Origin of the sequence: Pseudocitrobacter faecalis (genome assembly GCF_965231525.1) — a bacterium.
Taxonomy (GTDB): Bacteria; Pseudomonadota; Gammaproteobacteria; order Enterobacterales; family Enterobacteriaceae; genus Pseudocitrobacter; species Pseudocitrobacter faecalis.
The window spans coordinates 38,567-62,707 of sequence record NZ_CBDDNJ010000003.1 but is presented as its reverse complement, the minus strand read 5'-3'; the positions used below and the strand labels follow the sequence as shown (position 1 = coordinate 62,707).

The window sequence follows — 24,141 nt, the reverse complement described above, 5'->3', positions numbered from 1 at the left end:
TGTCCAATTTGGGCAGTTTGAGAAACCAGCTTTCCATCCCCCCCCTTTTAGAATGGGCTCATCGACAATTTTTGATGAGGAACGACACGATGAGACAACTGATAGCAATTCTGGGAGTGGCAATTCTGGCCGGGTGTGCCTCTAACGCCCCCGAGCAAAAGCCTCAGCCCCAGACTGCCCCTGCCGAAAATGACAAACCTGCCCGAGTTAGCCGGGAACTGTCGATGGCATGGGACAACATGGGGCGCGGTGGTGCTGCATTACGTCAACCTGGTTATATCCATGTGCTGGGCGACGGTAATGTCAGCGCAACGATGAACAAGGTCAAAGATGACTCCGCTGGTTCAGATAAAACTCCAGCAGGGATCAAGCAGCACGGGGATGTGAACGAAGCCATCAATACCTTCAAGTCCATGAATAAAGGCAAAGGCTACTCGCTGTACGAGTTGTCACGCTGGGAACGCTATTGCGATGGCGGCAAAGGTATGGACGAGCACGATTGGCGCTTTGTGGAAGCCGAGGGGACTACAAACATCCCCAAGGATGTTGTAACCGGCTGCATACCACCTACCCACACCTATCAAGATTATCTGAATGCCTGGACGCACTTTTGCACCAGCCAGGCTGTAACTGACGCAGATCGCCGCATTGTGCGCGAGTCCGTGCGTCCCTATTCAGTGGTGAACCCATGCAAAGCTCTGAAATAAGAAACCAGACAGAGCCAAGCCGTAAGGCTGAGCTCTTCGACGCTTTATCAATCATGCTCCAGGAGGCCGGTTCGAGGGGTAATTCCCGCGAAGCGGCCTATGTCATTTCTGGAGTCCTCGAAAACCTCTCCAGAGACTACCCCGAAGTCAAAGGTCTGGCCCAAAGCTGGGCTGAGCTGGCGAATCTGGAATCAAAGATGAGAGGAGCTGCTTAATGGACCTTTATATCTGCGAGAAGCCTTCTCAGGCCAAAGATTTGGCTGGCGTAATGAAGGCCTCCCAACGAGGTGATGGATTTCTCCATGATGGAGGAAACCGCGTTATTACGTGGGCGTTCGGCCACCTGCTGGAATTGTATATGCCAGACGATTATGACGAACGCTACAAGTCATGGTCACTGGAGACCCTCCCTATTGCACCAGAGTCATGGCGGTACAACGTTCGCAAGAGTGCGTTCAAACAGTACAAAATTGTTGAGGGACTGGTCAAAAAGGCGAGCACCATCTACATCTCAACGGACTACGACCGAGAAGGTGAGGCTATCGCCCGTTCGCTTCTGGATCGATTCCGCTACTCTGGCCCTATTCGCCGGGTTTGTTTGACGGCTCTCGATGAGTCAAGCATCAAGAAAGCGCTGAACAACGTAAAGGATGGCAAGGATACGGTCTCACTCTACTACGCCGCATTGGCACGGCAACGCGCTGACTGGTTGGTAGGCATGAACGTGAGCCGCCTCTACACAGTGCTGGCCCGAGATGTCGGCTTCAACCACACTCTTCACGTTGGCAGGGTTATCACCCCAACCGTCGCTCTTGTTTGTCAACGGGACCGAGAGATCGCCGGTTTCACCCCCTCACCATACTGGACTCTGGGTGTGAACGTGTCCGTACAGAATGGACAGTTTGCCGCCCAATGGATACCACCAGAAGAGTGCAGTGACGAGCAAGGCCGGTGCGTCAATAAGGCCTATGCCGAGCAGGTAGCCTCCCAGGTCAATGGTGCCAATGCTGTTATCAGCAAAGCAGAAACCAAACCAGGTAAAGAGTCAGCCCCCCTCCCCTTCGATCTAACGTCGCTGCAACAATACGCAAGCAAACGATGGGGATACACCGCTCAGCAGGTACTGGATGCAGCTCAAGCTCTGTACGAGACGCACAAAGCGACCACCTACCCTCGTACTGATAGTCGTTATCTACCCGAGAGCCAAAAGGAAGACATTCCGGACATTCTCCAGGCGCTCATTTTGTCCGATCAGAACGTCTCTGGGCTGGTGGCTGGCGCAGATCCTCATCGCAAGGCCAGGGTATTCAATGACGCCAAAGTGACCGCGCACCACGCGATCATTCCAACACCGGCCAGAACAGACATCAGTGCCATGTCTGAGATCGAGTTCAATCTTTACGACGCCATCCGTCGTTTCTACATCGCGCAGTTCTACAGCGAGTTCGAGTTCACCAAAACCTCCATCGAGGTGCAGTGTGGGCGTCACCTCTTTGCGGCCTCTGGTAAGACACCTGCCAAACAAGGCTGGAAGGTTTTGTTTGCTTCTGATAGTGAAAGCAGTCCCAAGGACGAGGGGGAAGACACCGACGCGCCGGTTGAACAAGAGAAGCTCCCCAGGGTTAGCCAGGGCGAACCCGCTTTGCTTAATGGTGCCGAGCTGGCAAACAAAATGACGCGGCCAGCACCGCACTTCACCGAAGCCACATTGCTTGCCGCGATGGAGAACATTGCCCGGTTCGTGACTGAGGAGAAGTTCAAGCAAATTCTCAAAGACACAGCCGGTTTAGGCACTCCAGCAACACGCGCAAGCATCATCCAGGGCGCTGTTGATAAAGGCTACTTCAAACGTCAGAAAAAGGTACTGCTTGCAACTGATAAGGCTCATGCGCTTATCGCAGTGCTTCCACCAGCCATCAAATCACCCGGCATGACTGCGGCTTGGGAGCAGGAGCTTGAGAAAGTCGCCTCCGGCTCCGGGAATATGTCTGTCTTCATGAAGCAGATTTCCACCTGGATCTGCCAAATGGTTGAGCAGCTCAAAGTGGCCGCACCGGTTCTGACCAAAGAAGGTGGCGCGATGGCTAAAGCCTTCGAGGGCGCTAAGCCGCCTTCACACGAATGCTTCAACTGCGGTGGAGAGATGCACCGGATCAAAGGGAAGAACGGATTTTTCTGGGGCTGCCAGAACGAGGCTTGCAAGAAGACGTTCCCAGACAACCGAGGGAAACCCGAGAAGCGTATCGCGGCTGAGGATTGTCCAGACTGCCCAGATTGCGGTAGCCCGATGCGTCTCAGGAAAGGAAAAGCGCCCGGCAAGAAGCGAGCTTCTAAGTTCTGGGGCTGCACCGCCTATCCCGATTGCAAAGGCACTATGCCCTTCAAAAAGTCGGACTTTATGGATTGATAGAGGAATTAAGTATGTTTGGAACAATCATTTTAACTGCGATGCTCACCACCAGCTCAGCCACTGCCGAAGATGCAGGGAAGAACATCGCCTCAGGCTTGGCGGCGGCATCCGCCAGCCAAATGGGGCAGGCCGTAATGCCAACTTTAGCTACCAGCTCGGCCATTGCAAAAAGCGCAGGTAAAGGCATGGTGTCAGGTTTGGCTGCGGCGACTGCCAGCTACATTCCCCAAGACGAGCTGAGCTTTACTCGAAGCTATAAGAACTCTGAGGCTGTGGATATGGCAAAGGGCCTGGGGACATTGAAAGAAGCGCCTGAGTTTCTCTACGTTGTTACAGACGTAAATGCCAACATGGCGGTCAAATGCAAGCGCGTCTGGGAGCCTCAATCTCTGGCTTTAAGTCCAGTGATTGTTGAGCTGGTGGAACTACGTAAGACGAACAACAAAGACAGCTACGAACAAGCACTATCCCACCTCGATTGTTCAATGTTCACAGACTAAAACAATTAAGGGGCCGATGGCCCCTAATTTTTAATAACCCAATTTCTTTTGATACCTGATTTTCCTACCAAGCACAGTTGTCATACACCATTCAATTCACATGGATAGCGAATACTTCAACCGGACAATCTCCAAAGTGCGGGTGCGTTATAACACTCCTTGAGAAGCCACGCCAAGGGCGAATCTCTATCCTGGACATATCTCCAGCCTTTGGGTAGCCACACTTAACATGGACTTCATCATACTCGCGCCCCTCTAGTCTTTTTATCCAGTAGTCTGTAACGAGGCGATATTCATCTGGTTTTTCTCCAGATTTGATCTGATCGAAGTAAATCTTTTTTACGGGCAGATGAAGTATTCTCTTTTTCATAATCACCACCTGATAGCCCATCAGACTATCTAACTATTCGACAAAACATCCCTTTTTCAATTTCTGTCTCTCTCGCCTCATGGGCCAATACAATATCCGCGATAACACGAATATTCCCTTCATAGTTGCGAATGGCCGCATCCCTCATCGTGTCTAAAGTGTCCTGACACTTCGCTCGCCTGAATTTAACGAGCCAACTTTGCCGATCTATCTTGTCCACACCAAATCCCATTTAGCGAACCATGTATCCAGCTTTTTTGGCCGCAGCATCAAGCTCGGAGGAGAAGTTAACGTCGGACTTTTCTGCCGCGTTATAGAGGGCTCCACACTTGGGCCATGAGCGTCCTACCAGTTTCATCGCCAACGCATCCGCCAGCATTTCTCGGATCTGTGTTTCAGCCTCACCAAAATCGGCCAGAGTTTCGTCTATGCCCGACTCTTCCATCAGCTCGATGAGCTGTGGTTGTTTGAGCCAGACGCCTGTTTGCATTTCCAACTGATCTCTTGCATCGGCCACCAATTGGCGTTCAAGGGTTACGCCATTCACGGTCTTAACAAATTGCTTTGGCTGACGCTTTACCTTTTTTGGCCTGGACACATCAGAGATAACCGTCACCGGCTTCCCACGCAGTTCACGCGGCAACGGTCCACTTAGCCCCAGAACTAAGCGACGAGCGTACTCATGCTCGTATGGTTTCAACCCTCGACCTTCACGGTACATTTCAGTATCCACCAGCAGATCACCGCGCAGCCTCGCATTTTTCCGCACTTGTTCGGACAAGACCGATTTACCCTTCCCGCTGGCTCCCATTACGAGCGAGTGAGATTCTACTTTGTTATCAAAAAACATAATTCCGCCCCCAAGGAGGTGTTGCTATAAAACATGGTTTGAACATCCGTATTTTCACGGCAATAACCGCCGGATAATGCAAGACTCCCAAACCTAAATAGGTCTCCAGGTGATGACATCGAAGTCATAGCTGACTTCCGAGTTGTCGTCCGCCGTTCGCCACGAACAATCATCTTCCTGAACATGGATCAAGTCGTACTCAACAATTTTGCCCGACCAACATCCTTTAAGCTGGCAATGAACAGGCACACCGACGACCGGCATCTTGTCGTTGACGCTGATCCACGGTTCTTGCTTTTGATCCAGATCCACCGGTTAGTCCTCTATGAACGATTTAATGGATCGCCCATCAAAAAACAGTTTCCCAGTTCCTGATACCGAATGTACTTCTGGAGCTGCCTTCCCTTTCAGGAGTTTCTGATAGCGCACCGCGTCTTTGAGCTCAGAGATCCTGACGCCAATGAGTGTGGCCGTCTCCTCAACTGTTAAAATACGGTCCCAAAAGCTGGTGGCGCTGTTATTGCGCCCACCGATACTCTGGGCAACGCACTCTGTTCTGGCCGCTTTTCCCTTTGCCATTGGCAATGTCCTCTTCATTCTTCTCAGCCCCCAGCTTACTCAGTATTTCAGCTTTTGTAGCGCGATGGCCGCGCATTAAAAGAGCATTCAGCAGGTATCCAGTGAACACCTCTGTACTCGGCATACGGTCAAGCAACTCAACATACTGCTCATCCGTCAAATCATGGATCTCACAATATTTTTCCACCGCCTTTTCGTAGGCTTCTGCGTAGCCATGAGTGGAAATCCTGAAAGCAATATCCCCATTGCCGTAGCCTGGCTTTGTGACGAGAAAACAAGGCGCGAAGTAGGTTCTCTTCACCCCCATCCGGCTCCGGTTCTCAATGCTGATATAAGCCCTCAGCCCCTCAGCAATGATGTTTGGCCCGGAGTTGCGTCGCCGCTTACAAGTCTTATTCTGACGCTTCACCTCTTCTGCCTCAGCTTCCCACTTTCGGTCCAAGCTGTAGGCCAGCCGGTGAGCTGTTGCGTAGGAATACTCTCTCAAGGAGAAGTATTCCTGCCGGTAATCATCCGCCACCCCAACTGTTCGTGCGACACGGAACCCGACGAAACCGGCGTCATGGGTTCCCTCGCCGTAGTAAATGACTGCCATTATCTACCTTCCTTACTTCTGATACCGTGCTGCACCACGGTATGGCGACCGCAATTCACATTCAGGTGATCCCGAACTGCGGCCATGACCGCTGAATGCAATCTGTAATCCACACTCTGCCCAAGCGTTTCTGTCGCTTGTTCTTTTGCCATCCACGAAACATCAAAGCTATCAGGTATCGACATCAACTCCTGAACCAGATCGACCGATGGCTTGTAAATGCGGCCACCGTCTTGGATGTACACTGCATCCTTTACCCCACGATCCTGAGACTTGAGGATGGTCGGGCAACTGGTGCTTTCTCTCGTCAAGAACGCAGGCATCCTGCGAGAAGTTGACTCTCTGGCCTGAATTGACTTCAACACTGTGACGTCAGCACAATCCCCGAGGTGCTTCTCGATCACCGGCCACAATCGTCCACCAGCTCTCTGCTCAGGTTTCGGTGGAACGAACCCAGGGAAGACCGACGCCACCATGTAATAGCGTTCTCGCCCCTGGTAAGCGCCGAAATCCAGACCGTTCAAGACCATCTCAGTGAGGAAGTACCCCATCCGCCGCAGTGTCGTTCCCATCATCGCCCCGGCTCCGGATGCTTTGAAGTTCGGGACGTTTTCCACCAGCACGACGGCAGGGTTCACGACCTCGATCTGTTTTAGTGCCGGGTAAACCATGTCGAGCATGGTGGAGAGATCCTCAAGAGAACGCTCTTTGTCCCTTGGACTTTTGGCGTTTGAGTGGTCATCACACCCCAACGAGTAATGGGCCAAACCAATTGGTGGGCACTCCGCCAGCAAGGCTCCAAGGCGATCCAGCTCCAGGTGATGAATGTCTTCATTCAGCAGGATACGCGGGGAGCTGTTCACCAGCGTATTGAGCGCATGTACTTCACTCAGGTTCCGCCCGGATGCTCTGTCTCTGGCTTCAACTGGACGATGCTCCAAAACAATCTCAGCCTTCCAGCCAAGCGCTTCCATAACATGAATGTCTACCCCGCCAGTCAATGCCACAAAGGCACGGAAAGGGCTGGTTTTTCTGAACCGATCCGCAATGGCAAAGGCTCTGTTTGCGACAGGAGTGAAGACTACTCGGCCTTTTCGCATTTCGACGTGGAAACGCTCTGTATAGCGAGGGAAGCACTTATCTATGAGCCCTTGTCCAGAAAACTCAATAACGGTTTCCAGCGGGTTGTTGGAGCGACTCTTTGGTTGATACCGGCGCTGATAAACCTGGTGTGTCTGTAGTTCATCGGTCGCTGGGATCACCGAAAAACCGCCCATCCCCTCCCCTGGCTCAACGGCGATGCCCATACCTGGCTTGAACCCCATAACATCCAAAAAGTTGGACGAAACCCTAACCTTGCGTTTATCGCCTACTCGATTGAACGCAAGTTGTTTGGTTACTACGGAGGGGGAGACGATCGGTAACATTGGTCAACCTCTTTTCTTCTTGTTTTGCTCGCGCTTCACCATTGCTCCAGCAGCTTTCAGAAGTCTCTGGTTCTCCGCCAGCTCCTCTTGGAGTTCCTGAGTATCCTCTTCTGTCTGAGGCTTTTTCAGCTCGGCCTCGCAATATTGGACCTCTTCCTGCAAGCTGACTTTCGCAAACTTGAGAGCGGCCAGTCGCGTCGTATAAACGCCAAAAGGCAATTCGCCACCTTCCCGGAACTGCTTCAAACACCAGCTCGGTATAGATGGCAACCAACCAAAGTCCCCATTCTTCCGTGACCTTTTCCCCCACGTAATCCCATCTAACTTTTGGGCAAGATTGACATAGCGTTGATCGCTGGTTGAGTTGCGTCGTTTCTGAATAGAGCGAACTATCCACTCTGTAACCTCGACCTTTGCTTTATCATCATCAGAGATGTAATAAAGGGCTGCGTACAACACAGCGCCTTTACGAATGACTGATGGTGGGTATGCCTGGGCTTTCATCTATCCCCCTATCGCTTTTTCTGTCCGACAAGACGGAGATGATCGGCGGCCAAGTCATACTGCTCGTTTTTGTCGCGGCGGCGGAATCTGTCAAAAAACTTCCCTCGTGGCAGGGTTTCTTCCATAGCGATCAGGCGGTTCAGCCACACTTCTTGAGGTAGCATCCCTGCTGGAGTCGGCCCGAGCTTACGTCCTTCCTTGACGTGCTCCATTGTTTGCGTGGCAGTAAAAATCGCACCACCAAACTTTCTCCACTTGAATTGCAGGGGCATATCTGGAGACTCATCCAGCATCAATTTCTTATTGGTTTGTTCTGTCACGACAATTACTCCACCATCCATTCTTCACTAAGCAGGAACGCCCAGCGCTCTTCTGCTTTTTCTGGGTTGTCTTTGGCCTGTTTGATCATGATCTCGGCGGCGTTAAAGCCTACCTCTCCACTGAACCGGCCCCATGAATGGCTATGCCACTCGCGCATCACACTTCGGCCAAGCGATGCAAGTTCTGGACTTACACCCTCATGGAGGGCATAGAGCTCCCAAGCATCCCACCCGTATCGTAATAGGTTGTGCCCTGGGGCGTTAAAGGCCTGAGCAGCCTTGAACCGCTCTCCAGGCTCCTTCCCTCTAACATCCACACCCTGGAGCACCAACCCCATTACCACTTCAATGACCGGCTCGCGTTGCTTCTTTGCCAGCTCGATGGCAGCCACCAGCATTGCTTTGGCGTCAGCAAATTTCCCATGCCCTTGGCACATACCGCAGGTTTCTTTGGAAGGGGAAAAGTCATAAACACCGGAACCAGCACAGAGGCGGCATGTCATGTCAATCATGGGCTCTTCTCTCCTCATACTCTTCGATGCGCTCTTTCAGACGCTGAACCACTGGTGCGAGCTCAGGGATAGCTTCCGCTTCCTCAAGCGTGTATCGCTTGTCTTCCTGGTAATCGACTATTTGAGGAGGCCTTGGCTGTTTAGGGAACTCAGCAAAGTCATTCAGCGACATCGAGGTAGGAAGTCCTCCTTCAATCTCACCTTTTTCGTTGAGTGACTGGGTGACGATAAGCTGTGTTCCGCCCACCTCGGTATCAAAGCGGTCATCAAAGCGCTCACCGATAGTCCAGCCGCCACGGCCAAGAACACAGGTCGTACTCATACGTAGGCGATTGAATGCTTTAGCGTCATCCCAGTTCAAAGGATTTTCATCCATGAGGAAAAAAGGCGCTTCGTCCCGAACGAACACCTTGGACTTGGCGTTATCGAAGATCGGCCCAAACACCCCCTGCTGGAGGTATGGTTCGACCTTCTCTGCAAGATCCTGGTGCCCTTGAGAACGCAGCGCCTCATAGAGCTGGGTGATTGTTTGTTTGCCGGTGCCCGGAAGGCAGGACAATACTGTCTGCTTTTCCTCGTCACTCAGGCTTACCATTCTGGACAAAAAGCTGACTACCAGCTCGTTGTGCCCATCGACCGTTTCAATGTTGAGCTTGTTCTCGTCCATCTTCTTCCTCAGTAATCGGTTCGATAAATTCAATGGAGTCCATGCTTACATGACTGATAATGGCTTTCAGGCCGCAGCAGTCGCATGGTTCAAAGGTCAGTTCTGATCCCTTGGGAGACTGATGCGTGACCGTTGCCACAGCCCCTAGAGGGATCACCCCCCAGCCGTTTTTTAGTACCCGAGTAGTTCTGACCAGCCGACCTTTGTACTCTCGTTTCAGTTTCGGATGCGGCACTACCGCATATCGCTTACTCATTTCGGTCCCCTTGTACCAAAGGCTCGACAACCAGCTCTTGAGCTTCGTCCCAGTCGGACACCTTTGCATCACCAAACGCAAAGGCAATTCGCATAGCCACTGTCGGCCTGCCTATTTTCATCAAGTAAGCCGCAGCACCGGCACACATCGACTCTTGTCCCGAAGGTGCATAGTTACCCTCTTCATCCCATTCACCACCTGACTTTGAATGCACGGTCTTGTGGCAATGAAACGTCGTCATGTCGTTTTCAACGATGTCGTTGATGATGCCTTCTAATCGCCCAGGGACCAGCTCGATAGCGCCCTCCTTCCGGAATGGACAGTTGGCGCAAGGTTTCTTCAAACGGAGATGATTTGCTTGCTTTGGCATACATATCACTTTTACAGTATCATTTTATGATTCTATGATATAGCCATATTCCGTGTAGTCAATATCTCACTAACAATTACTTTCTATCGGACGCTTACGCGCCCATTTTGGGCAGATAGACAAGTTATTTGGGCGTTTGGAGTGTGCGAGGTGGACAGCGGGGAGACTTTCACATGTGAAAGTTTTGTTTCTTGGTATCGTTTTATTGTCCCTTGATATTATTTTATGATGCTGTAATAATCATAAATAAGGGCCGCATCGCTCTTCGACCTTCGTTGCAGCCCTTACAACACAATCAAGCAATTAAGGAGCTTTGTTATGCTGCAAGGCAATACTAACACGAATAAGCGCATCCCGCTCGCGGCGTTCATGAAATGGCCGCTGGCGAAACGTCAGGACTTCATCGACCGGGAAATGTCCGGTTGCCCCGACTTTATCAAGACGTCTTTGCTTCGGCATTAAGGCGATCAGGCAGGAAAGCAAAGAACCTCGCTTCGGCGGGGTTCTTCGTTTCTACCTCTTGAATGTTTCGTCAGAACAAACTGGAGCGCTTATGTCACCAGAAACACAGCAACTTACATCCAAGGCTTTATCTCTCATCGAGCAGTCCCGATACAGAATGGGCACATCTCGGTTTGTTGAGGCCTTTATTGACCAGTGGGCATACTTGCAGACTGGCCTATACCCAGCCAAGGAGGAGATCCCGGAAGAACTTCAGCCGGTCGCCTTCGAGCTCTCTCACGTCCTGTCTGCCGCCATTAAGCGCGACCCCACCAGCGATGTTTTGGGTTACGTCCTAAGCATGTCTGGCTTCCACAAGAAGGGCACCAATTACTTCCCCACTCCTCCAGAGATTGGCCGCTTGATGTCACTCATTGTTGGCTCACAGTCTTCGGCAGACTTTTATGAGCCCTGCTGTGGTTCTGGCATCAACGCCATTCACTGGATGGAAAACCTGATCGAGAACCACGGTCCCGAAGCATTGAGAGAAGCCTCAATCTACCTGGAAGACATCGATCCGTTGATGGTGAAGTGCTGCATGATCCAGCTATTCCATTATTTCGAGTCCCGCAATACCACTCCCAAAACGCTGAGTATCGTCGGCATAGACACCCTTAGCAGACGAACCAAGAACATCGCCTACTACGCCGAAAAACCTCCAGCAACCGCCGCTACCGTGGCAGCATAAAAAAACCCGCCGATTGGCGGGTTTTGCATTCAATGCGCTGCTCTATGGCACCTTACAGTTTTCCGTACCGGTTCAAGAACGAAGACCTGTCTAAGATCCCCCAGTCTGTCAGCATGTAGTAGCCGGTGGCACCTCGTTCGCCGGTAGACTCCCTGACGAACAAGATATTCATTCCGAACTCATCACGCAGGGCAGACAACTGTCTCTTGATCGTTGATTCAGGAATATTTGTTGCCTTGTGAAGGTCTTGGAGACTTGGCTTCTCCGTTTTAGACAGGGCATTCACCAAAGCAAATTTTCTTTTCATGTCCTGTGAGATCTTCATATTCACCTGTTCTTGACAGGCCCAACCTCTCTGGCTGGGCCTCCTTTATTAGCCTTCGACACTCAGGAGTTCAATGTCTGACACAGGCACATGAACATGCTTTTCCTTGCCTTCGCCATCGAGCGTTTTAACCCAGACAGTAGACGGAACCAGAGCAACACGGTCGGTCATGATGACTCCACGTTTGGTCTCGCCATCCAGGTTAACGTTGACAGCAAAAATCAAACTGTCAGCCCGGACGTTCTTCCATTCCTTGTCCTTCGGCAGAGGAGGAAGAGCATCACCGCCTTCTTCATCTTTGTCCTTGCCGCTGTTATCTGGCTGCTTGACAGGATCTTTGTGCTCACCCTCTTCATCACGCAAAGGGTCTTCGTCATCATCGTCCTGACCATTGGAATTTTTACCCCCTTCCAGTTCCTCCTGGGCAAGGTTCAGGTCGTCATTCCCGGTTTGTTCCGACGTACCATCCCCACCCGAGTTGAGGGATTGCTCGTCGGTGTTGCCAGCGCCAAGCTCATCATTCTGGTGGGAGCCAGTCAGTGGGCCTTTTTCCATTTCGTCTTTGATACGTTTGGCATCATTCAGCAGCTCACGGCTTTGTTTACGAGTAATCCCGTCAGACATAGCCACCGCGCAGACGGCGCGACATCTTTCTTCATTCAGATCGAACAAGAGACGAAGGTTATTCAAGGTCTCTGTATCAGAACATACTTCATTATCGTATAACTCACGCACACAGTCAGGTAGCTTGAGCAACGACAGATGCGTAGATACGAAAGTGATATTCTTACCGAGCCGATCAGCAATATCCTTTTGCTTCCAACCTTCTTCAATAAACAGGTTTAACGCCTCGGCAATCTCTACCGGAGTCAAGTCATCCCGCTGGATGTTTTCGATCAGCTCACCAGCAGTCTCGTCCAAGTTGTTCTGGACCTTATCATTCACCACCAAGTCAATGGTCTCGATACCAGCGTGTTTACACGCTCTCCAACGCCGCTCCCCTTTTTGGATGACGAACTTGCCTTCTTCGTTCTTCGGGAACACGATGATCGGAGACTGCTGCCCTTCGGTCAGCAAGGTTGCCGCCAGCTCTTCAATGTTACGGAAGCGCTTACGAACCTGGACCTTGGATACAACGTCGTCAACAGGTACGGTAAGAACCTCTTTGCCTTTCTTGCCTTTGGCGGCTTTAGCAAGTTCGGACAGGCCTTTTAAATTGTTCAATGCCATCGCTTAGCCCACCTTCTCTAATAGTTCTTCCAACACCGCCTCAACTTCTTTGGCCGCGACATGTCCATAGCGAAGCTCCCAGACAGGGATGCCATCAGTCGTCGCCGTATCGAGCGGAGGCCGGTGCATAATTTTGTTCTCAAACAACAGATCCGGAACTGTGTTCTCCAGCGACTTGAGGGCTTTGTCGTGATTGACAGAGCGGTCCATGTCGTTGATCACGATGCCCAGGATCTCCAAATCTTGGTTGTACGCCTCGCGCACACCAATAATCGTGTTCAGGAGACCTTCTACGCCGTCCACAGCGAAGCCAGAGAGCTTTACTGGACATGCCACATGGGTAGACATCACCAACGCTGCCACCAGCTTTCTGCCGAGGCTAGGCGGACAATCAATCAGCACGTAGTCGTAGTTCTCAAACAGCTCAGCCAAATGGCGAGCCGGATTCATGGCCTGGTCAAGAGGCACAGCCTCCATCTCAAACAGATCCGGGTCGTTTTTCGGCGTATGAATGAGGTCTGCACCGCAAGGGCAGTGCATGACCTCAATGCCGTCCAGCTCGTAAGCGAACAGCTCTGCGGTTTTGGTTCCTGTGAGGATGGGCTCGTAGTCACCATCCTCAAGCTCTCGTCTGGGGGCCAGTCGAGAGGACGTGTTCCCCTGACCATCCATATCCAAGACCAGCACTTTCTTTTTCTTCTGTAACGCCAGATAAAAGGCCTGCTGGATACAGAGGGTACTCTTACCCACTCCGCCTTTCTGGTTGGCGAAGCTGATTACTTTTGCCATACCCACCTCTATTTTGGTTTCTCGCAGGTGATCAAGACCACCCCCAAACTTTCACATGTGAAAGATTGTAGCGATCATAAAATGATACTGCAATATCTAATTATGGTTCTGTTAAAACAAACTTTAAACAAAAAAACGGCCATGAAGGCCGCTTATTGACAAGGTTTGTGCTGTCAGCGCAATTGATTTGCTGCTCCAAGCCCATTCGCCAATAACTGCATCGCATCGTTGAACAGCGCGGAGCCCCGTTCCGGTGTGAGCAATTCCGGCATATCTTCTCGCGGCCAAGTACCGGCTACTTGAATGAGCAAACTGGCAGCCCAGTGGATCTGCTTTTCTTCACTTTCATCGGCCAGAGTGCATACGACGGGGAAACCGTACTTACGCCCCCAGCGACTCACCTCTTTGAACGATACCAGCTCAGGCTTTTGCAAATCCCGGCTGTAGGCCTCAGCTATCATGTGGTTCAGTTCTTTAGCGTCCATTTATCCCCCTTAACTGTTTTTTCAAATTCTTCCTCAAACATCGTTTTTAATGTGTTTCGTATTTCTTCATCCTGGATGTCATTGACATCAAAGCTGGTAGAGACAGCCTCACTTCCAATACCACAGAGAACGTAACCCCGGCCATCAGGACCAATTTTAAGAGGCACAACGGGAAGTGGTGTATTGGGACACACTCCAGCAATGCCCGGAGAAATAATTGGCCCCCCGCGAGGAATAACCCAGTTACCGATAAACCCCCAATCAATTTGCGTCGAGATGGCATCAGGCTGGTATTGCTCACCCCAAAAGTTGATTGCTGCCTGCTGATGCTGTTTACCGGCATAGTAGATATATCCGGCCACAATAAGCACGGAGAGGACAAACATAATTGCCAATTGGCGCAAGACTCTTGCAATAAAACTTAAACTCATAGGTATTGTTCTCTTAATTCAACGCTCCCCCGCCCACTGTTGCTATGGCTGGGTTAATCCAAAATCCATCAAAGCCGGTGAACATTTCCGCCTGGGTACGAATGTACTCAAGAATGATGTCACAGGCGATCCAGCGCCGGTTATTCCTTTCTGCGGCCAACCCGCTCTTATTCGACCCACTGAACGGATCAACAACAAGGTCGCCCTCTTCCGTCAGAAAGCGGATAGCCATCTCAGGTATGTCTGTTGGGAACATTGCCGGGTGCGGTGGCAACCCCAGTTCTCTAGCGATTCTCCGAAGCTCCAGCGTATCCGCACAACGGTGGCCGCGCTGGATAACGTTTTTCGGTATCCGTCCTTCTGTGACATTAGAGAATGCGTTCCCTCTCAGTCGATATGCCCCGTCACCATAACTGACCACTCGGTTATCCCCCCCTTGAGCCATCAGCTTCTGATGTTTCTCTGTATGAGGGATCAGGACCCTTCTGTTGTCAGAACGCACCCTGTCAGGGTCGTTGGTGAACCAATAAACAGGCTCCCACCCGGCACACAACTGGTAACGGTTCACACAAGCCCAGTGGGTTGGACTTGGTGGTTTTGACAGGTTGATCCACGGCCATCTATCCATGAGAGACAGCCCGAGCCGATCATGGAGCGCCAGCACCATTCTTTCAACATAGAGAGATCTGGAGGGGCTCTTGGCCTCGAAGATGTCATTGCTGACATTCAGGACAACGCTTCCTCCTGGCACCAGGTTCTTGACTATCGGTTCGAGCGCCTGGGTTATGAAATCCACCCATTTGGCTTCATCAACGTTTCCATAGCCACGCTGTATTCGGAGCGGAAACGGCGGAGATGTCACACACAGATGCACCGGCTCATCGAGGTCAGAGAAAAAGCTCTTGTTGTTTGACCACACCGCCAGCCCAAGATTTGTTGAATAGGCGACAAGTCGAATGCCACCAAGCGCTTCATGCAGGCCCTTCTTGGTTTTGCTTGAGAGCTCCCAGACACCCCGCTCGCCGTCCACCTTCTGGAGAAGGTTCATCGACTTGAGGGTTTGCTGATACCAGCGTATCTGTCTTTTCAGCTTGCTCCGCTTGATCTTTGCCTTGCCAATTTCACTTTGTTCATTCAGAGCGCTTTTCGGGATTCCAGCGAGCTCTGCCACTGAATCGTAGAGCTCCTCATTCGATAGCGGCTTATCGGCCTTGGCATACGCCTCTTGGACATGAAAAAGTTCTAGCTGGCTACTCATCATGCCCCTCCGTACCCTGGAAGATGTCATTGAGCACAGAGGTCGCCTCGGCGCTCTTTACATCATGCTCGGTGTAGAAAGGCCACCAGGTTAATCCGCCACCTTCAAACCATGAGCAGCGGAACTGGATTGTCTGATCAGGAAGGACTTTGAACTCGACATGCTGGGGTTTGTCATAACGGCACATTGCACCAAGGTCTAGGCCAAACTTTTCTTTAACCCATGTGGATGACATCGACCCCTGACTCAAACCTTGGCTGTTAACCCAATAGACCCGGTTGACAGCACCAGCAATACCGATGAATAGGAAAGCCAGTATTGCCCCGGCCTTCAACCATACAAAAACACTTCTCACAATTATCCTTCCTGCTTTACAAATGGGCCTCTGCCATCGAGAGGCTTTGAAAAAATAGCCCCCGGCTCAGACATCGCCGCCTCGACCTCGTACTTGTTAAAAGTCTCCGTCCACCAGCTATTCATCTGGTAAATCGTGATATTCAGAATTGAAGCAGCCTTGCTCTTACTTGTGGCCGCAACGACAGTTCTGAACTGCCCCTCGACCCCATAAGTGATCCCGCCATAAACCTTCAACTTCGCCACTATCGTTTTCTCCACCCAAATATGTCTCTCACGTCCCGCACACAGAAGAACCAACTTACCCTTGGCAGGAACGCATCGACTAACACACCTAAGGCGATAACAAACAATGGCACCATCAGGATGAAGCCCAAACGTGCAACGGTCCCATATATACCTGCACAGATGAGCAAGGCTGCGATGACAGAGCAAACTAGCTGATGCTGACGCCTCAGCCTGGCTAGTTCAGACGATTTCTTGTCACTGTTCATCATCGAGCTCCGCGAGCTGAACACTGACACTGGCTGCCGCTGGAGGGGAAAACTGTACTGTCAGTCCGGATTCAAGCCTGATAGAGGAAACCACCAGCGTATCTGGTCCGGATGACGCCGGTACGACCGCAACAATGGTTCCCCCTTCCAGTAACTGGATGGCATCCTCAACAGTACAGCGCCCCATTACTGATTACCCGCCAAATCCAGCTCTTGCTGGTCTTCATTGGACTCGTCAGTTTTGGGCTCCAGCTCCGCCAGCTTGGCTTTCAGCTCCTGAAACGCATCAACATCTTCCCGGCTCAGGGTAAGGGTGAACGTTTCACCGTCATCGTTCGGCTTGATGTTGTCCAGACGACTGGTAATAGAGCTCACGCCTCGGTGCATGGCTTCAACCACCTTTTTGCCCAGGCGGGGACCTTTCTCGACAGACTTTTTGGTCAGTTTTTTCGGGGCCTTCTTGCCGTCATTGCCATTGGCCTGTTCTTCCTGCGCCTTTTTCAGGATCTCAACAGCGTTGGTGCCGTGCTCGTTGTAGAGCTCCTGAGCGTAGGTGGCAGCCACAGAGCCTTCCTGAATCATCCGTTTCAGTTCCAGAGGCATCTCCAGAAGGGCACGGGCGATACGAACGTGCTCAGCCGAGCGGCCAACACGTTGGGCAATCATCTGGTCGCTCCACCCCCAGTTTGCAAGCCGAGCGTAGATCACGGCTCGCTCAAGTGGAGAAAGAGGGAGCCCATCGTTGCTGGTGGCGATCAGAAGGCTCTGTTCGGCTTCATCGCCCTTGTGCTCTACGACCTGCACGAACTGGATGTCGGCACCTTCCTCGATAGCAAGCAGGATGGCGCGGCGACGGCGATGACCTTCACGGACATACACCTTTCCGTCGATAACTTTGACGATGATCGGCGGAACATAGTCGCCACGCTTGTAAGCATCGGCCAGCACTCGAATACCAGCTTTGATGTCCGGGCGCTCGTAGTAGTTCTCGCAGAAAGCGCCACGGGTGTTAAACCCTTCTTCCTCCAGCAGAAGCTGAGGAGAGATAGTGAATCCATCCCCTTTTTTCAGTTCTTCGGGGGCGGTTACGCCTTTGAGAGCGCGGAGTGAGTTGATAACAGCCATTCGTTGGTTCTCCTTGTGACTTGCTCACTTTATAGCATCACTTTTTGATACTGTAAACAGGGCGGCATAAAAAACCCGGCGCTTTACAGTACCGGGTTCTCTCTTCCTTCTCACCACTAACTTGCTTTGACTTTGAGCAACCTCAGCGCCAGCATGGCCCATTGCAGATATGCTTCCAGTCGTTGCTGGTACTCTTTCCCTGGTGGGCGTTGACCTTCCTTGTGGGCGATCGTCCTCTCGATACCGGCGAGGCTCTTTCTCAGCTCCAGGTTCCTGCGTATTCCCACCATTCTCTGTCTTGCTGACTCAAGAGACAGACTCCCAAGTCCAAAGAGGGGCAGTTGTCTGTAGTCCTGTGTTCCCAAGTTAATTTGGTTCCACGCCATTGCTGCTTGCCACGGTCGTTTCTGGATTTGCTGGATCGCCTTCCCACAACCCAGGCAGACCATATTCCAGCGCACAGGAGGACCTATAACCTTCTGCATTTGCGCCCGGCCATGACAACTATCGCAGGCTGCCACAGGAACGCTGAGCGGGTCGTGGTGCCCATAGGCTACTGTTTCAGTCTGGCTGTAGTGTTCATCTGATTTGAGCTCCGCCAAGAGCTTCTCACGCTTCTCTTTTGCGTATTCGAGGGTTAAGCCTTTTCTGATTTGTTCCATGTTCAGTCCAGAATGATTTTTCTCTTGTCTCGCTTGGGAGTGCCTTGTTCTTTCTGGTCCGATGTAGAGCTGATGACTTCTGGCTCTTTGGCCTCGCCCCTTTGTAGTTCGTCAATACTCCCCAGCTCTGTTCCACCGTGTCTTATCTCACCTTGATCTCTATGCTCTCTAGTTGAACGACGGATCTCTTCCGAAACTCCACGCAAAAAACCAATTACATTGGCCCGGAATGTACGTCTCTTCTCCTCTATCTCAAGCAAGTAACTCAAGTAGAAGTAAAACGGTATCGAGACGAACAATGACAAAGGGAACCAGCCTTTTTCGCTGGCAGAAACAAAGAGTCTCGGCTCAAACATTTTCATGGCGAGGGTCGCCATTAGCACAGAGACAACTACTGGAGTCACCGCCATCAAAAATCGGGAATGAAGGTACGCCATCCAGACCCCAGCGACTAAAGCTGTTAGCGAGAGGAACATAGCAACAACCAACGGGCTCGCATCAATGGCGATTAGCCCTATCTGGACGATAATGACGAAGCAAAGAAGCAATATTCTGTATAAAAATGACCGCATTCCAACCCACCTCAATCCAAGATAATCTTGCGCTTATCTTTCTGAATTTCGATAGGCTGCTCCGGTTCACTCAGAACACCCTCTGACGCTTTCAGATCTTGAATACTTGGAAAGCCCTTCCCTGCTCCTGCTTTTCTTGGTCTCTGCTCTGTTACCTCAATCGCTATTTCATCCCCCTCCCGGAACTGCGGGTAACAACCAGCGCGGTTGGCATAGCGATTCAACGACATTTTGAGCAGCCGGTATTTCTTTGGGCAGGTTATTTGTACTGACGCATCAGAGCTGCAAGCTGCGTCAAGCCGCCGGAAAAATTCCTCCGGTATCCCCTTTACAAGGAGATCGCTCAACTCATCCATAGGCCTTGAGCCGGTTGGCATCGGATATGGCAACCTCCGGTATTCTCTGTAGATGTACCGCTTGATGACGATATGAAAGACGAATGCGGCAAAGCCCCACAAAGGGCCATTAAGGAGCCCCGCAACGATAAGTAGCACCGACGGGAAGGGAACCCCTACGAAACTCGGCAGGACTTTAATCTTTACCATCGGCGTTGACCGACGCACACTCTCACTCATTTGCTGACCCTTTACGTGCAACCTTGTACTGCACTTTCAGATCGTAACCATCCACTTCCTGATGAAGGACTTTCACGGGGACACCTTCAACGGTCCCCAGGTACACGCTCAGCTCAACTTCCGGAACATCGTCCCTGAGACCCAGTACATTGCGCCACCCAGTCGATGTCTTCTGGCAGTGAGCGCCCACCCTGTCATGCCGGTAGTAAATGTCTTTGTTATCTCCTTGGCAGATGAAGAATCCACTAACCTGCCCCGTCCTTAACACCCACTTGCGGTTGTGGAAGGTAGCTTCTTTCTCCACCTCAGTGGACTTGTCTATAGCCACCGGGCTTACCACCAGCTCTTGTGCGGCCAAATCAGACACAAGGCCTATTACCAACGCGGATAACAGAGCGGCCATAGCCGCCCGTGTCATCATACTGCCGCCTCGTGAGTGGCATCGGCAAAGAATTTGCCTTGTTTGTAGATCTCGTCCTTCTCGAACGAGATAGCATCCGCACGACTGCTGAATGGGCCATAGCTTTTACCGTCGATCAGCACCTTCCACTGGCAACGCCAAACACGAGTCCATGCCGCAATCTTTGACTCGTCTGAACAAAGTCCGCGAATAACATAGAACGCAATCATTAGAATGCCGCTCGTCGGCACGATGCGCGAAACCCTTGTTTTACTGTATTCCTGCACTTCAAGGCCTTTGAAGGAAACCTCATCGGCAAACCCGCAGACCTCACCATTTTTGATTACGATGCGCTTTTTGCTCATAACCGACCCCACTAATCCAAAATAATTTTGCGCTTGCCTGGCTGTACTTCGATTGGCTCTTCCTTTTGCACCTTTGGTGCCGGAGCTGATGAGCTGACAACCACCGGTTCTCTTTCTGTGTTTTGTTGCTGGCGCTCACGGAGTTCATCCACTGAGGGAGGCTCATTGCTTGGTCGTTCAGCCCTTTCTGCACGTCGGGCTTCTCTTAACAACTCATCAATTTCGGAGTCGCTCCGGTTATTCATAAAAGCTCTATAGGCAAAGAAAATCAGCACCGGTACTATTGCCACCAAGAAGAAAGGAAATGAGCTTCCGCTATCTTCCACTGGCTTGGTACTGGCCGCGCCTGTATCGAATACGGTACGAATAACCGTTGGCGCGGTCATGATCATAATTGCAGGCATTATCCCCATCACAATTCCTGATGGGCTCTGCCTCATAATTCCACTAGCAACCCCAAACACCAGCATCAATCCCGCTATGACTTTGACGAAAGAGCTATCCATTAGACCGATCATGGAGTCACTTACCTCCTCGAACGGACTTTGAAACGCACTGGTATTGCGGTCAGTGTCTTGTGCAGCATTAATCTGCTTGGGAGGTTCACTCTTTGGTGCAGTCACTATGGATGACGCTGATTGTTGGCTGGCAGCCTTCTGCGTTTCACCATCCTGCTTGACCACCCCCAGATCCTGAGTTTTGACGTGCGTTTGTGCTGGTGGTGCTAACTGGTATTTGACTGCCAGGTTGTTGCCGTGGACTTCAATGGTTTGCAGGGAGATGGGTTTACCTTCCAACTTGGTCAGAGCTTCTTGGAGCGGCAGCTCCTGAGCATCAGTCATACCGCCCATAAAGCCATTAAACCCGTCATCATGAATACGGCATCGCAGCCTTCCCGAATAGCTACGGTATTCACCTGGGCAAACAAAATAGCCGCCCTGAGGGCCATCCAGTTTGCGCCATTTATTGCTTTTGAAGGCCTCCACTTTGGTCACAACTGGCTGACCGTCATGGTAATCAATGACCGTTTTGCTCTCCGGGCCAGTGTCCTCTATCTTCTTGCTGCCTGAGTCATCTGAGAGCATTTGCCCCACCATAACGCCAGTCACAAAGTCACTGGCAAAGGCCGCAGGAGCTGCGACCATGAGACCAACCAGCAAAAGAAGGGGGACGCGCCCTGTCCTTCTCATCACCATTCGTTCTGTTCCGTTTCGTGCTGGGTTTGACCAGCATTGAAGTGGTACTCGGGTTTCAGCTCTTTTTCTTCGACTTCGAGCTCTTCCGGGCGAATACGCTGTTCCAGCGCTTCACAGGTCTTACCCTGAAACCCCGTGAAATCGGCAGCAATCTTGCCGCCCTTGATCTTGATGTTTACCTTTTTCACTTTGTCACCTCGTCGTTAAGTTCAACTAATCTGATTGCCTTGGCGCTATTACCAAACAGCTTCCTCAGCTTCCAGTTCCAAAGTGCCATCGTGATGCTGCTTCACCGTCACGCTGAAACCTTCCTCTTTCAACTGCTGCTCGTAGTGGAAGGCAATGTAGCGATCCTGCACCTTGCTGCTTGCCTGCTGCGTCCAGCGGCCATAAGAGCCGTAGTTTTCCTGGTACTGCTCCCAAACACCGTTTTTTTCCTTGTAGCCAATCCGGTGCTCCTTGTTGTTCTGGTCGATCAGAACAATCGGGTATTTCTCGAAGGTGTAGCCAGCGCCCACGCGGTACAGCTTTTCGTTTTCAACAACAACGCCAACTCCCTCCAGAGCCTTCAACAGCAGCTCTTTGTCTTTGTAGGCGACCTGCACCTTGCCTTTTACGATATGGCTCATCTCATCACTCCTGAGTTGTTTCGGGTGTCATGCCGTGTTCCGACATAACAAAGTTAAGCGCGGCAATGGAATAGTCTTGCCCGAGAGAAACTTCGATCTTTCCTTCTTTCTCCAGCTTTCGGCCAAGCTCGGTAAGGTTTTCCATCATGGGGATGAGCTTGAACAACGAACTCATGTAGGTGATCGATGTGGAAACGTCTCGGGCGAACTGGTCCAGCACCTTACTCTTGTCGATAACCAGAGGCTCTGGTCTATCCACTCCATCTTTTTCTGACTGGAGTTTGCTGCACAGCTTGAGCAGCTCAATCCCCTTCTCAATGTCTTGTTTGTACATAACGGTCAATTCTCCTCTCTGCCGTTTTGATGCTCTCTCCTGGCCGCACCAGCTCGCTCCCTAGCCCACTCAGCTAGAGCATTGATTAAGTCGCTGACTTCTGAGTGGAATATCAATGACACAGCAAGAGCAGTCCAAAAAATCCACTCCATCGCTTAGTCCTCGATGGCAAGTTTGCGTCCAGAGCCATTCTGCTCTTGAACATCGAAGTTATTGGCCGGATAGAAGCCTTGATCCCGCAAACTGCGAATCTGGTTGATGTCTTCCCGGCGAGTTTCACTGGTCGGGGTAATGCGAGTGACCGCATCCACCAGCGCTTCATTGTTGAGCTCTTTGTCCTGAGCGTTCGCCAGATACATCGCGTCAATGACGGCCTGTTCAATCTCTGCCCCGGTGTATCCCTCGGTGGTACGAAGTAGCGTAGGCATATCGAACGCGGCGATGTTGGCCTTCTGCTTGGCGAGGTGGATCTCAAAAATCTTCTGGCGCTCAGCCACACTTGGCAGATCAATGAAGAATGCTCGGTCCCAGCGGCCAGCTCGCATCAATTCAGGAGGCAGCGACTGAACCCGGTTGGCCGTCGCCACAATGAAGATCTTCTTCTTGCGCTCTTGAAGCCAGTAGAGGAAAGAGCCCAGCAGGCGCTTGGATACTTCGTGTTCGCCATCGGCATTACCAAAAAACTTCTCCATCTCGTCAATCAACACAACAACGGGTGCGATCTGCTCAATGGTCTGCAATGCACGATTGAACTGGCGCTCGGTTTCACCGAGATACTTGCTATAGAAACGGCCCATATCCAGGCGAACCAAGGTAGTGCCAAGTACACCGGCAGCGGCTTTTGCCGTCAGCGATTTACCACCACCAGGTACACCGGCCAGAAGGACACCTTTTACCGGAAGGTCTTTGTCCCAACCGGCTTTACGTATCTGGAGGAACTCCTTGAGGTTTTCGAGACCACCGACATTCCCAATATCAATGGCCTCAAGCACATCGAGGCCGACATCACGCAAGATGTGAGCTTTTTCTTTTCGGATCTCGCCCAGGTATTCTTCACCCTTGAATTTCAAGTAAGCGGAGTAGGTGAAGACGTTCTTCATCTGGGTGTGTGACAAGCCCAAGGCGTGGTTTGCGATGACAGCACGTTCGTTGCTCTCGAAGACTCCACCATCTTTCACGTTATCTTCACAGGTCTGGAGCAGTTTCAGGATTTCCTGATTGCTCATAGCCGGGAGATCGATGTGATAAACGAACTCTTCATTGAAGACGTCTTTGCCAGCGATGATGTAGTTGATCCCCTCATTCTCCAGATAGGTCAGTGATGACTTGAGGGCTGGGAGTGTTTCCGGGTTTGCACGTTGGCGGTCGAAAAAGAAAGTGTCGAACACGACAACTCCGTTTTTGGAGGACTTCTTGGACTCGTCCACCATTGCCTTCATCGTGCCTGGATCAGGCAGCTTCTTGAATGGCATTACAATAAAGTGCTTGCCGACTTTCTTTGCAATGTCAGAGAAAACGCTCTCTGCGCGGCCCAGCTCAAAAGTGCTAACGTTGATGACTGGAAAGGACAACTTGATTGGAATCTCAAGTTTGTCCATTTGCTGTGTAATATCGCTCATCGCTTATCCTTTAAATAAATTTCGACTTGTTGATCACCTCAC

At 51.3% G+C, this 24,141-nt stretch carries 37 protein-coding genes; 6 read left to right on the top strand and 31 right to left on the bottom strand.

Features of this window, described 5'->3' with window-relative positions; translation table 11 throughout:
* Window positions 1–89 precede the first annotated feature (89 nt).
* The 4 genes from ACOXYR_RS24105 to ACOXYR_RS24090 are packed head-to-tail and all read left to right on the top strand — an operon-like array spanning window position 90 to window position 3,617.
* Window positions 90–707, top strand: a complete 618-nt coding sequence (locus ACOXYR_RS24105) for a hypothetical protein (RefSeq protein ID WP_001249396.1) — start codon at window positions 90–92, stop codon at window positions 705–707.
* Window positions 689–922 (top strand): hypothetical protein, encoded by a 234-nt coding sequence (locus ACOXYR_RS24100; protein ID WP_001191892.1) that lies wholly within the window; start codon window positions 689–691, stop codon window positions 920–922. The genes ACOXYR_RS24105 and ACOXYR_RS24100 overlap by 19 nt, the downstream gene beginning before the upstream one ends.
* Window positions 922–3,114, top strand: coding sequence for a DNA topoisomerase III (locus ACOXYR_RS24095; protein ID WP_000366821.1), 2,193 nt, complete (start codon window positions 922–924; stop codon window positions 3,112–3,114). Before ACOXYR_RS24100 ends, ACOXYR_RS24095 begins: the two co-directional genes overlap by 1 nt.
* A gap of 14 nt (window positions 3,115–3,128) precedes the next feature.
* Complete coding sequence (locus ACOXYR_RS24090; protein WP_000468105.1) at window positions 3,129–3,617, top strand: hypothetical protein; 489 nt, start codon at window positions 3,129–3,131, stop codon at window positions 3,615–3,617.
* 91 nt (window positions 3,618–3,708) lie between these two features.
* Here the strand turns inward: ACOXYR_RS24090 and ACOXYR_RS24085 are convergent, their stop codons facing one another.
* The 11 genes from ACOXYR_RS24085 to ACOXYR_RS24035 form a co-directional block, all read right to left on the bottom strand.
* Window positions 3,709–3,987 carry a hypothetical protein gene (locus ACOXYR_RS24085; RefSeq protein ID WP_014386427.1) on the bottom strand — a complete coding sequence of 93 codons (279 nt, stop codon included), beginning with the start codon at window positions 3,985–3,987 and terminating at the stop codon, window positions 3,709–3,711.
* A gap of 232 nt (window positions 3,988–4,219) precedes the next feature.
* A complete protein-coding gene (locus tag ACOXYR_RS24080) occupies window positions 4,220–4,837 on the bottom strand; it encodes a hypothetical protein (RefSeq protein WP_000464631.1) in 618 nt (205 codons plus the stop codon).
* 93 nt (window positions 4,838–4,930) lie between these two features.
* The gene (locus tag ACOXYR_RS24075) at window positions 4,931–5,149 is read right to left on the bottom strand and encodes a hypothetical protein (protein WP_000362482.1); all 219 of its coding nucleotides are present in this window, start codon (window positions 5,147–5,149) and stop codon (window positions 4,931–4,933) included.
* 205 nt (window positions 5,150–5,354) lie between these two features.
* The gene (locus ACOXYR_RS24070; protein ID WP_000268551.1) at window positions 5,355–6,011 is read right to left on the bottom strand and encodes a hypothetical protein; all 657 of its coding nucleotides are present in this window, start codon (window positions 6,009–6,011) and stop codon (window positions 5,355–5,357) included.
* The gene (locus ACOXYR_RS24065; RefSeq protein ID WP_000936896.1) at window positions 6,011–7,438 is read right to left on the bottom strand and encodes a DNA cytosine methyltransferase; all 1,428 of its coding nucleotides are present in this window, start codon (window positions 7,436–7,438) and stop codon (window positions 6,011–6,013) included. Before ACOXYR_RS24065 ends, ACOXYR_RS24070 begins: the two co-directional genes overlap by 1 nt.
* Before the next feature lie 3 nt (window positions 7,439–7,441).
* The gene (locus ACOXYR_RS24060; protein WP_000647189.1) at window positions 7,442–7,942 is read right to left on the bottom strand and encodes a hypothetical protein; all 501 of its coding nucleotides are present in this window, start codon (window positions 7,940–7,942) and stop codon (window positions 7,442–7,444) included.
* Window positions 7,943–7,950: 8 nt separating this feature from the next.
* Window positions 7,951–8,262: a hypothetical protein gene (locus tag ACOXYR_RS24055; RefSeq protein WP_002210541.1), complete on the bottom strand. Its 312-nt coding sequence runs from the start codon at window positions 8,260–8,262 to the stop codon at window positions 7,951–7,953.
* 5 nt (window positions 8,263–8,267) lie between these two features.
* Complete coding sequence (locus tag ACOXYR_RS24050) at window positions 8,268–8,774, bottom strand: hypothetical protein (RefSeq protein WP_000566600.1); 507 nt, start codon at window positions 8,772–8,774, stop codon at window positions 8,268–8,270.
* Window positions 8,767–9,441 carry a thymidylate kinase gene (locus ACOXYR_RS24045; protein ID WP_000344151.1) on the bottom strand — a complete coding sequence of 225 codons (675 nt, stop codon included), beginning with the start codon at window positions 9,439–9,441 and terminating at the stop codon, window positions 8,767–8,769. Before ACOXYR_RS24045 ends, ACOXYR_RS24050 begins: the two co-directional genes overlap by 8 nt.
* On the bottom strand, window positions 9,416–9,697 hold the full coding sequence (locus ACOXYR_RS24040) for a hypothetical protein (RefSeq protein ID WP_000044824.1): 282 nt from the start codon (window positions 9,695–9,697) through the stop codon (window positions 9,416–9,418). Before ACOXYR_RS24040 ends, ACOXYR_RS24045 begins: the two co-directional genes overlap by 26 nt.
* Entirely contained in the window at window positions 9,690–10,067 is a 378-nt protein-coding gene (locus ACOXYR_RS24035) for a hypothetical protein (RefSeq protein WP_001125905.1), read from the bottom strand. The genes ACOXYR_RS24040 and ACOXYR_RS24035 overlap by 8 nt, the downstream gene beginning before the upstream one ends.
* A 318-nt stretch (window positions 10,068–10,385) precedes the next feature.
* On the opposite strand from ACOXYR_RS24035, the gene ACOXYR_RS24030 reads away from it, so the two are divergent.
* Together ACOXYR_RS24030 and ACOXYR_RS24025 are read left to right on the top strand one after the other, a co-directional pair.
* Window positions 10,386–10,529 (top strand): hypothetical protein, encoded by a 144-nt coding sequence (locus tag ACOXYR_RS24030; RefSeq protein ID WP_000939033.1) that lies wholly within the window; start codon window positions 10,386–10,388, stop codon window positions 10,527–10,529.
* 91 nt (window positions 10,530–10,620) lie between these two features.
* Window positions 10,621–11,256 (top strand): N-6 DNA methylase, encoded by a 636-nt coding sequence (locus tag ACOXYR_RS24025; protein WP_000074431.1) that lies wholly within the window; start codon window positions 10,621–10,623, stop codon window positions 11,254–11,256.
* Between the two features lie 52 nt (window positions 11,257–11,308).
* Here the strand turns inward: ACOXYR_RS24025 and ACOXYR_RS24020 are convergent, their stop codons facing one another.
* From ACOXYR_RS24020 to ACOXYR_RS23925, 20 genes are all read right to left on the bottom strand, one after another.
* Entirely contained in the window at window positions 11,309–11,581 is a 273-nt protein-coding gene (locus ACOXYR_RS24020) for a helix-turn-helix domain-containing protein (RefSeq protein WP_000703827.1), read from the bottom strand.
* 48 nt (window positions 11,582–11,629) lie between these two features.
* A complete protein-coding gene (locus ACOXYR_RS24015) occupies window positions 11,630–12,811 on the bottom strand; it encodes a ParB/RepB/Spo0J family partition protein (protein ID WP_001207227.1) in 1,182 nt (393 codons plus the stop codon).
* A 3-nt stretch (window positions 12,812–12,814) separates the two neighbouring features.
* Window positions 12,815–13,600: a ParA family protein gene (locus tag ACOXYR_RS24010; protein ID WP_001151304.1), complete on the bottom strand. Its 786-nt coding sequence runs from the start codon at window positions 13,598–13,600 to the stop codon at window positions 12,815–12,817.
* 173 nt (window positions 13,601–13,773) lie between these two features.
* Complete coding sequence (locus tag ACOXYR_RS24005) at window positions 13,774–14,085, bottom strand: hypothetical protein (protein ID WP_000338945.1); 312 nt, start codon at window positions 14,083–14,085, stop codon at window positions 13,774–13,776.
* Window positions 14,067–14,516, bottom strand: coding sequence for a hypothetical protein (locus tag ACOXYR_RS24000; protein ID WP_000058870.1), 450 nt, complete (start codon window positions 14,514–14,516; stop codon window positions 14,067–14,069). Before ACOXYR_RS24000 ends, ACOXYR_RS24005 begins: the two co-directional genes overlap by 19 nt.
* A gap of 13 nt (window positions 14,517–14,529) precedes the next feature.
* Window positions 14,530–15,774 carry a DNA-methyltransferase gene (locus ACOXYR_RS23995; protein ID WP_000098293.1) on the bottom strand — a complete coding sequence of 415 codons (1,245 nt, stop codon included), beginning with the start codon at window positions 15,772–15,774 and terminating at the stop codon, window positions 14,530–14,532.
* A complete protein-coding gene (locus ACOXYR_RS23990) occupies window positions 15,767–16,129 on the bottom strand; it encodes a hypothetical protein (protein WP_001258027.1) in 363 nt (120 codons plus the stop codon). The genes ACOXYR_RS23995 and ACOXYR_RS23990 overlap by 8 nt, the downstream gene beginning before the upstream one ends.
* Window positions 16,130–16,131: 2 nt before the next feature.
* A complete protein-coding gene (locus ACOXYR_RS23985) occupies window positions 16,132–16,374 on the bottom strand; it encodes a hypothetical protein (protein WP_001096362.1) in 243 nt (80 codons plus the stop codon).
* 237 nt (window positions 16,375–16,611) lie between these two features.
* The gene (locus ACOXYR_RS23980) at window positions 16,612–16,809 is read right to left on the bottom strand and encodes a hypothetical protein (protein WP_000532167.1); all 198 of its coding nucleotides are present in this window, start codon (window positions 16,807–16,809) and stop codon (window positions 16,612–16,614) included.
* Window positions 16,809–17,747 (bottom strand): ParB/RepB/Spo0J family partition protein, encoded by a 939-nt coding sequence (locus tag ACOXYR_RS23975; RefSeq protein ID WP_000268395.1) that lies wholly within the window; start codon window positions 17,745–17,747, stop codon window positions 16,809–16,811. Before ACOXYR_RS23975 ends, ACOXYR_RS23980 begins: the two co-directional genes overlap by 1 nt.
* 116 nt (window positions 17,748–17,863) lie before the next feature.
* Window positions 17,864–18,409 (bottom strand): hypothetical protein, encoded by a 546-nt coding sequence (locus tag ACOXYR_RS23970; RefSeq protein WP_000435224.1) that lies wholly within the window; start codon window positions 18,407–18,409, stop codon window positions 17,864–17,866.
* A gap of 2 nt (window positions 18,410–18,411) precedes the next feature.
* Window positions 18,412–18,981, bottom strand: a complete 570-nt coding sequence (locus ACOXYR_RS23965) for a hypothetical protein (protein ID WP_001256128.1) — start codon at window positions 18,979–18,981, stop codon at window positions 18,412–18,414.
* A gap of 11 nt (window positions 18,982–18,992) precedes the next feature.
* Complete coding sequence (locus ACOXYR_RS23960; RefSeq protein ID WP_000004673.1) at window positions 18,993–19,556, bottom strand: hypothetical protein; 564 nt, start codon at window positions 19,554–19,556, stop codon at window positions 18,993–18,995.
* Entirely contained in the window at window positions 19,549–19,977 is a 429-nt protein-coding gene (locus ACOXYR_RS23955) for a hypothetical protein (RefSeq protein WP_000988987.1), read from the bottom strand. Before ACOXYR_RS23955 ends, ACOXYR_RS23960 begins: the two co-directional genes overlap by 8 nt.
* Window positions 19,974–20,321, bottom strand: coding sequence for a hypothetical protein (locus ACOXYR_RS23950; protein ID WP_000039129.1), 348 nt, complete (start codon window positions 20,319–20,321; stop codon window positions 19,974–19,976). Before ACOXYR_RS23950 ends, ACOXYR_RS23955 begins: the two co-directional genes overlap by 4 nt.
* A gap of 11 nt (window positions 20,322–20,332) precedes the next feature.
* Window positions 20,333–21,466, bottom strand: a complete 1,134-nt coding sequence (locus ACOXYR_RS23945; protein WP_000225028.1) for a hypothetical protein — start codon at window positions 21,464–21,466, stop codon at window positions 20,333–20,335.
* 44 nt (window positions 21,467–21,510) lie between these two features.
* Window positions 21,511–21,705, bottom strand: coding sequence for a DUF2997 domain-containing protein (locus ACOXYR_RS23940; RefSeq protein ID WP_000757530.1), 195 nt, complete (start codon window positions 21,703–21,705; stop codon window positions 21,511–21,513).
* Window positions 21,706–21,753: 48 nt separating this feature from the next.
* Entirely contained in the window at window positions 21,754–22,146 is a 393-nt protein-coding gene (locus ACOXYR_RS23935; protein ID WP_000018404.1) for a hypothetical protein, read from the bottom strand.
* A 4-nt stretch (window positions 22,147–22,150) separates the two neighbouring features.
* Window positions 22,151–22,480 carry a hypothetical protein gene (locus ACOXYR_RS23930; RefSeq protein WP_000277953.1) on the bottom strand — a complete coding sequence of 110 codons (330 nt, stop codon included), beginning with the start codon at window positions 22,478–22,480 and terminating at the stop codon, window positions 22,151–22,153.
* 155 nt (window positions 22,481–22,635) lie between these two features.
* Window positions 22,636–24,099: an AAA family ATPase gene (locus ACOXYR_RS23925; protein WP_001280522.1), complete on the bottom strand. Its 1,464-nt coding sequence runs from the start codon at window positions 24,097–24,099 to the stop codon at window positions 22,636–22,638.
* Between the last annotated feature and the right edge of the window lie 42 nt (window positions 24,100–24,141).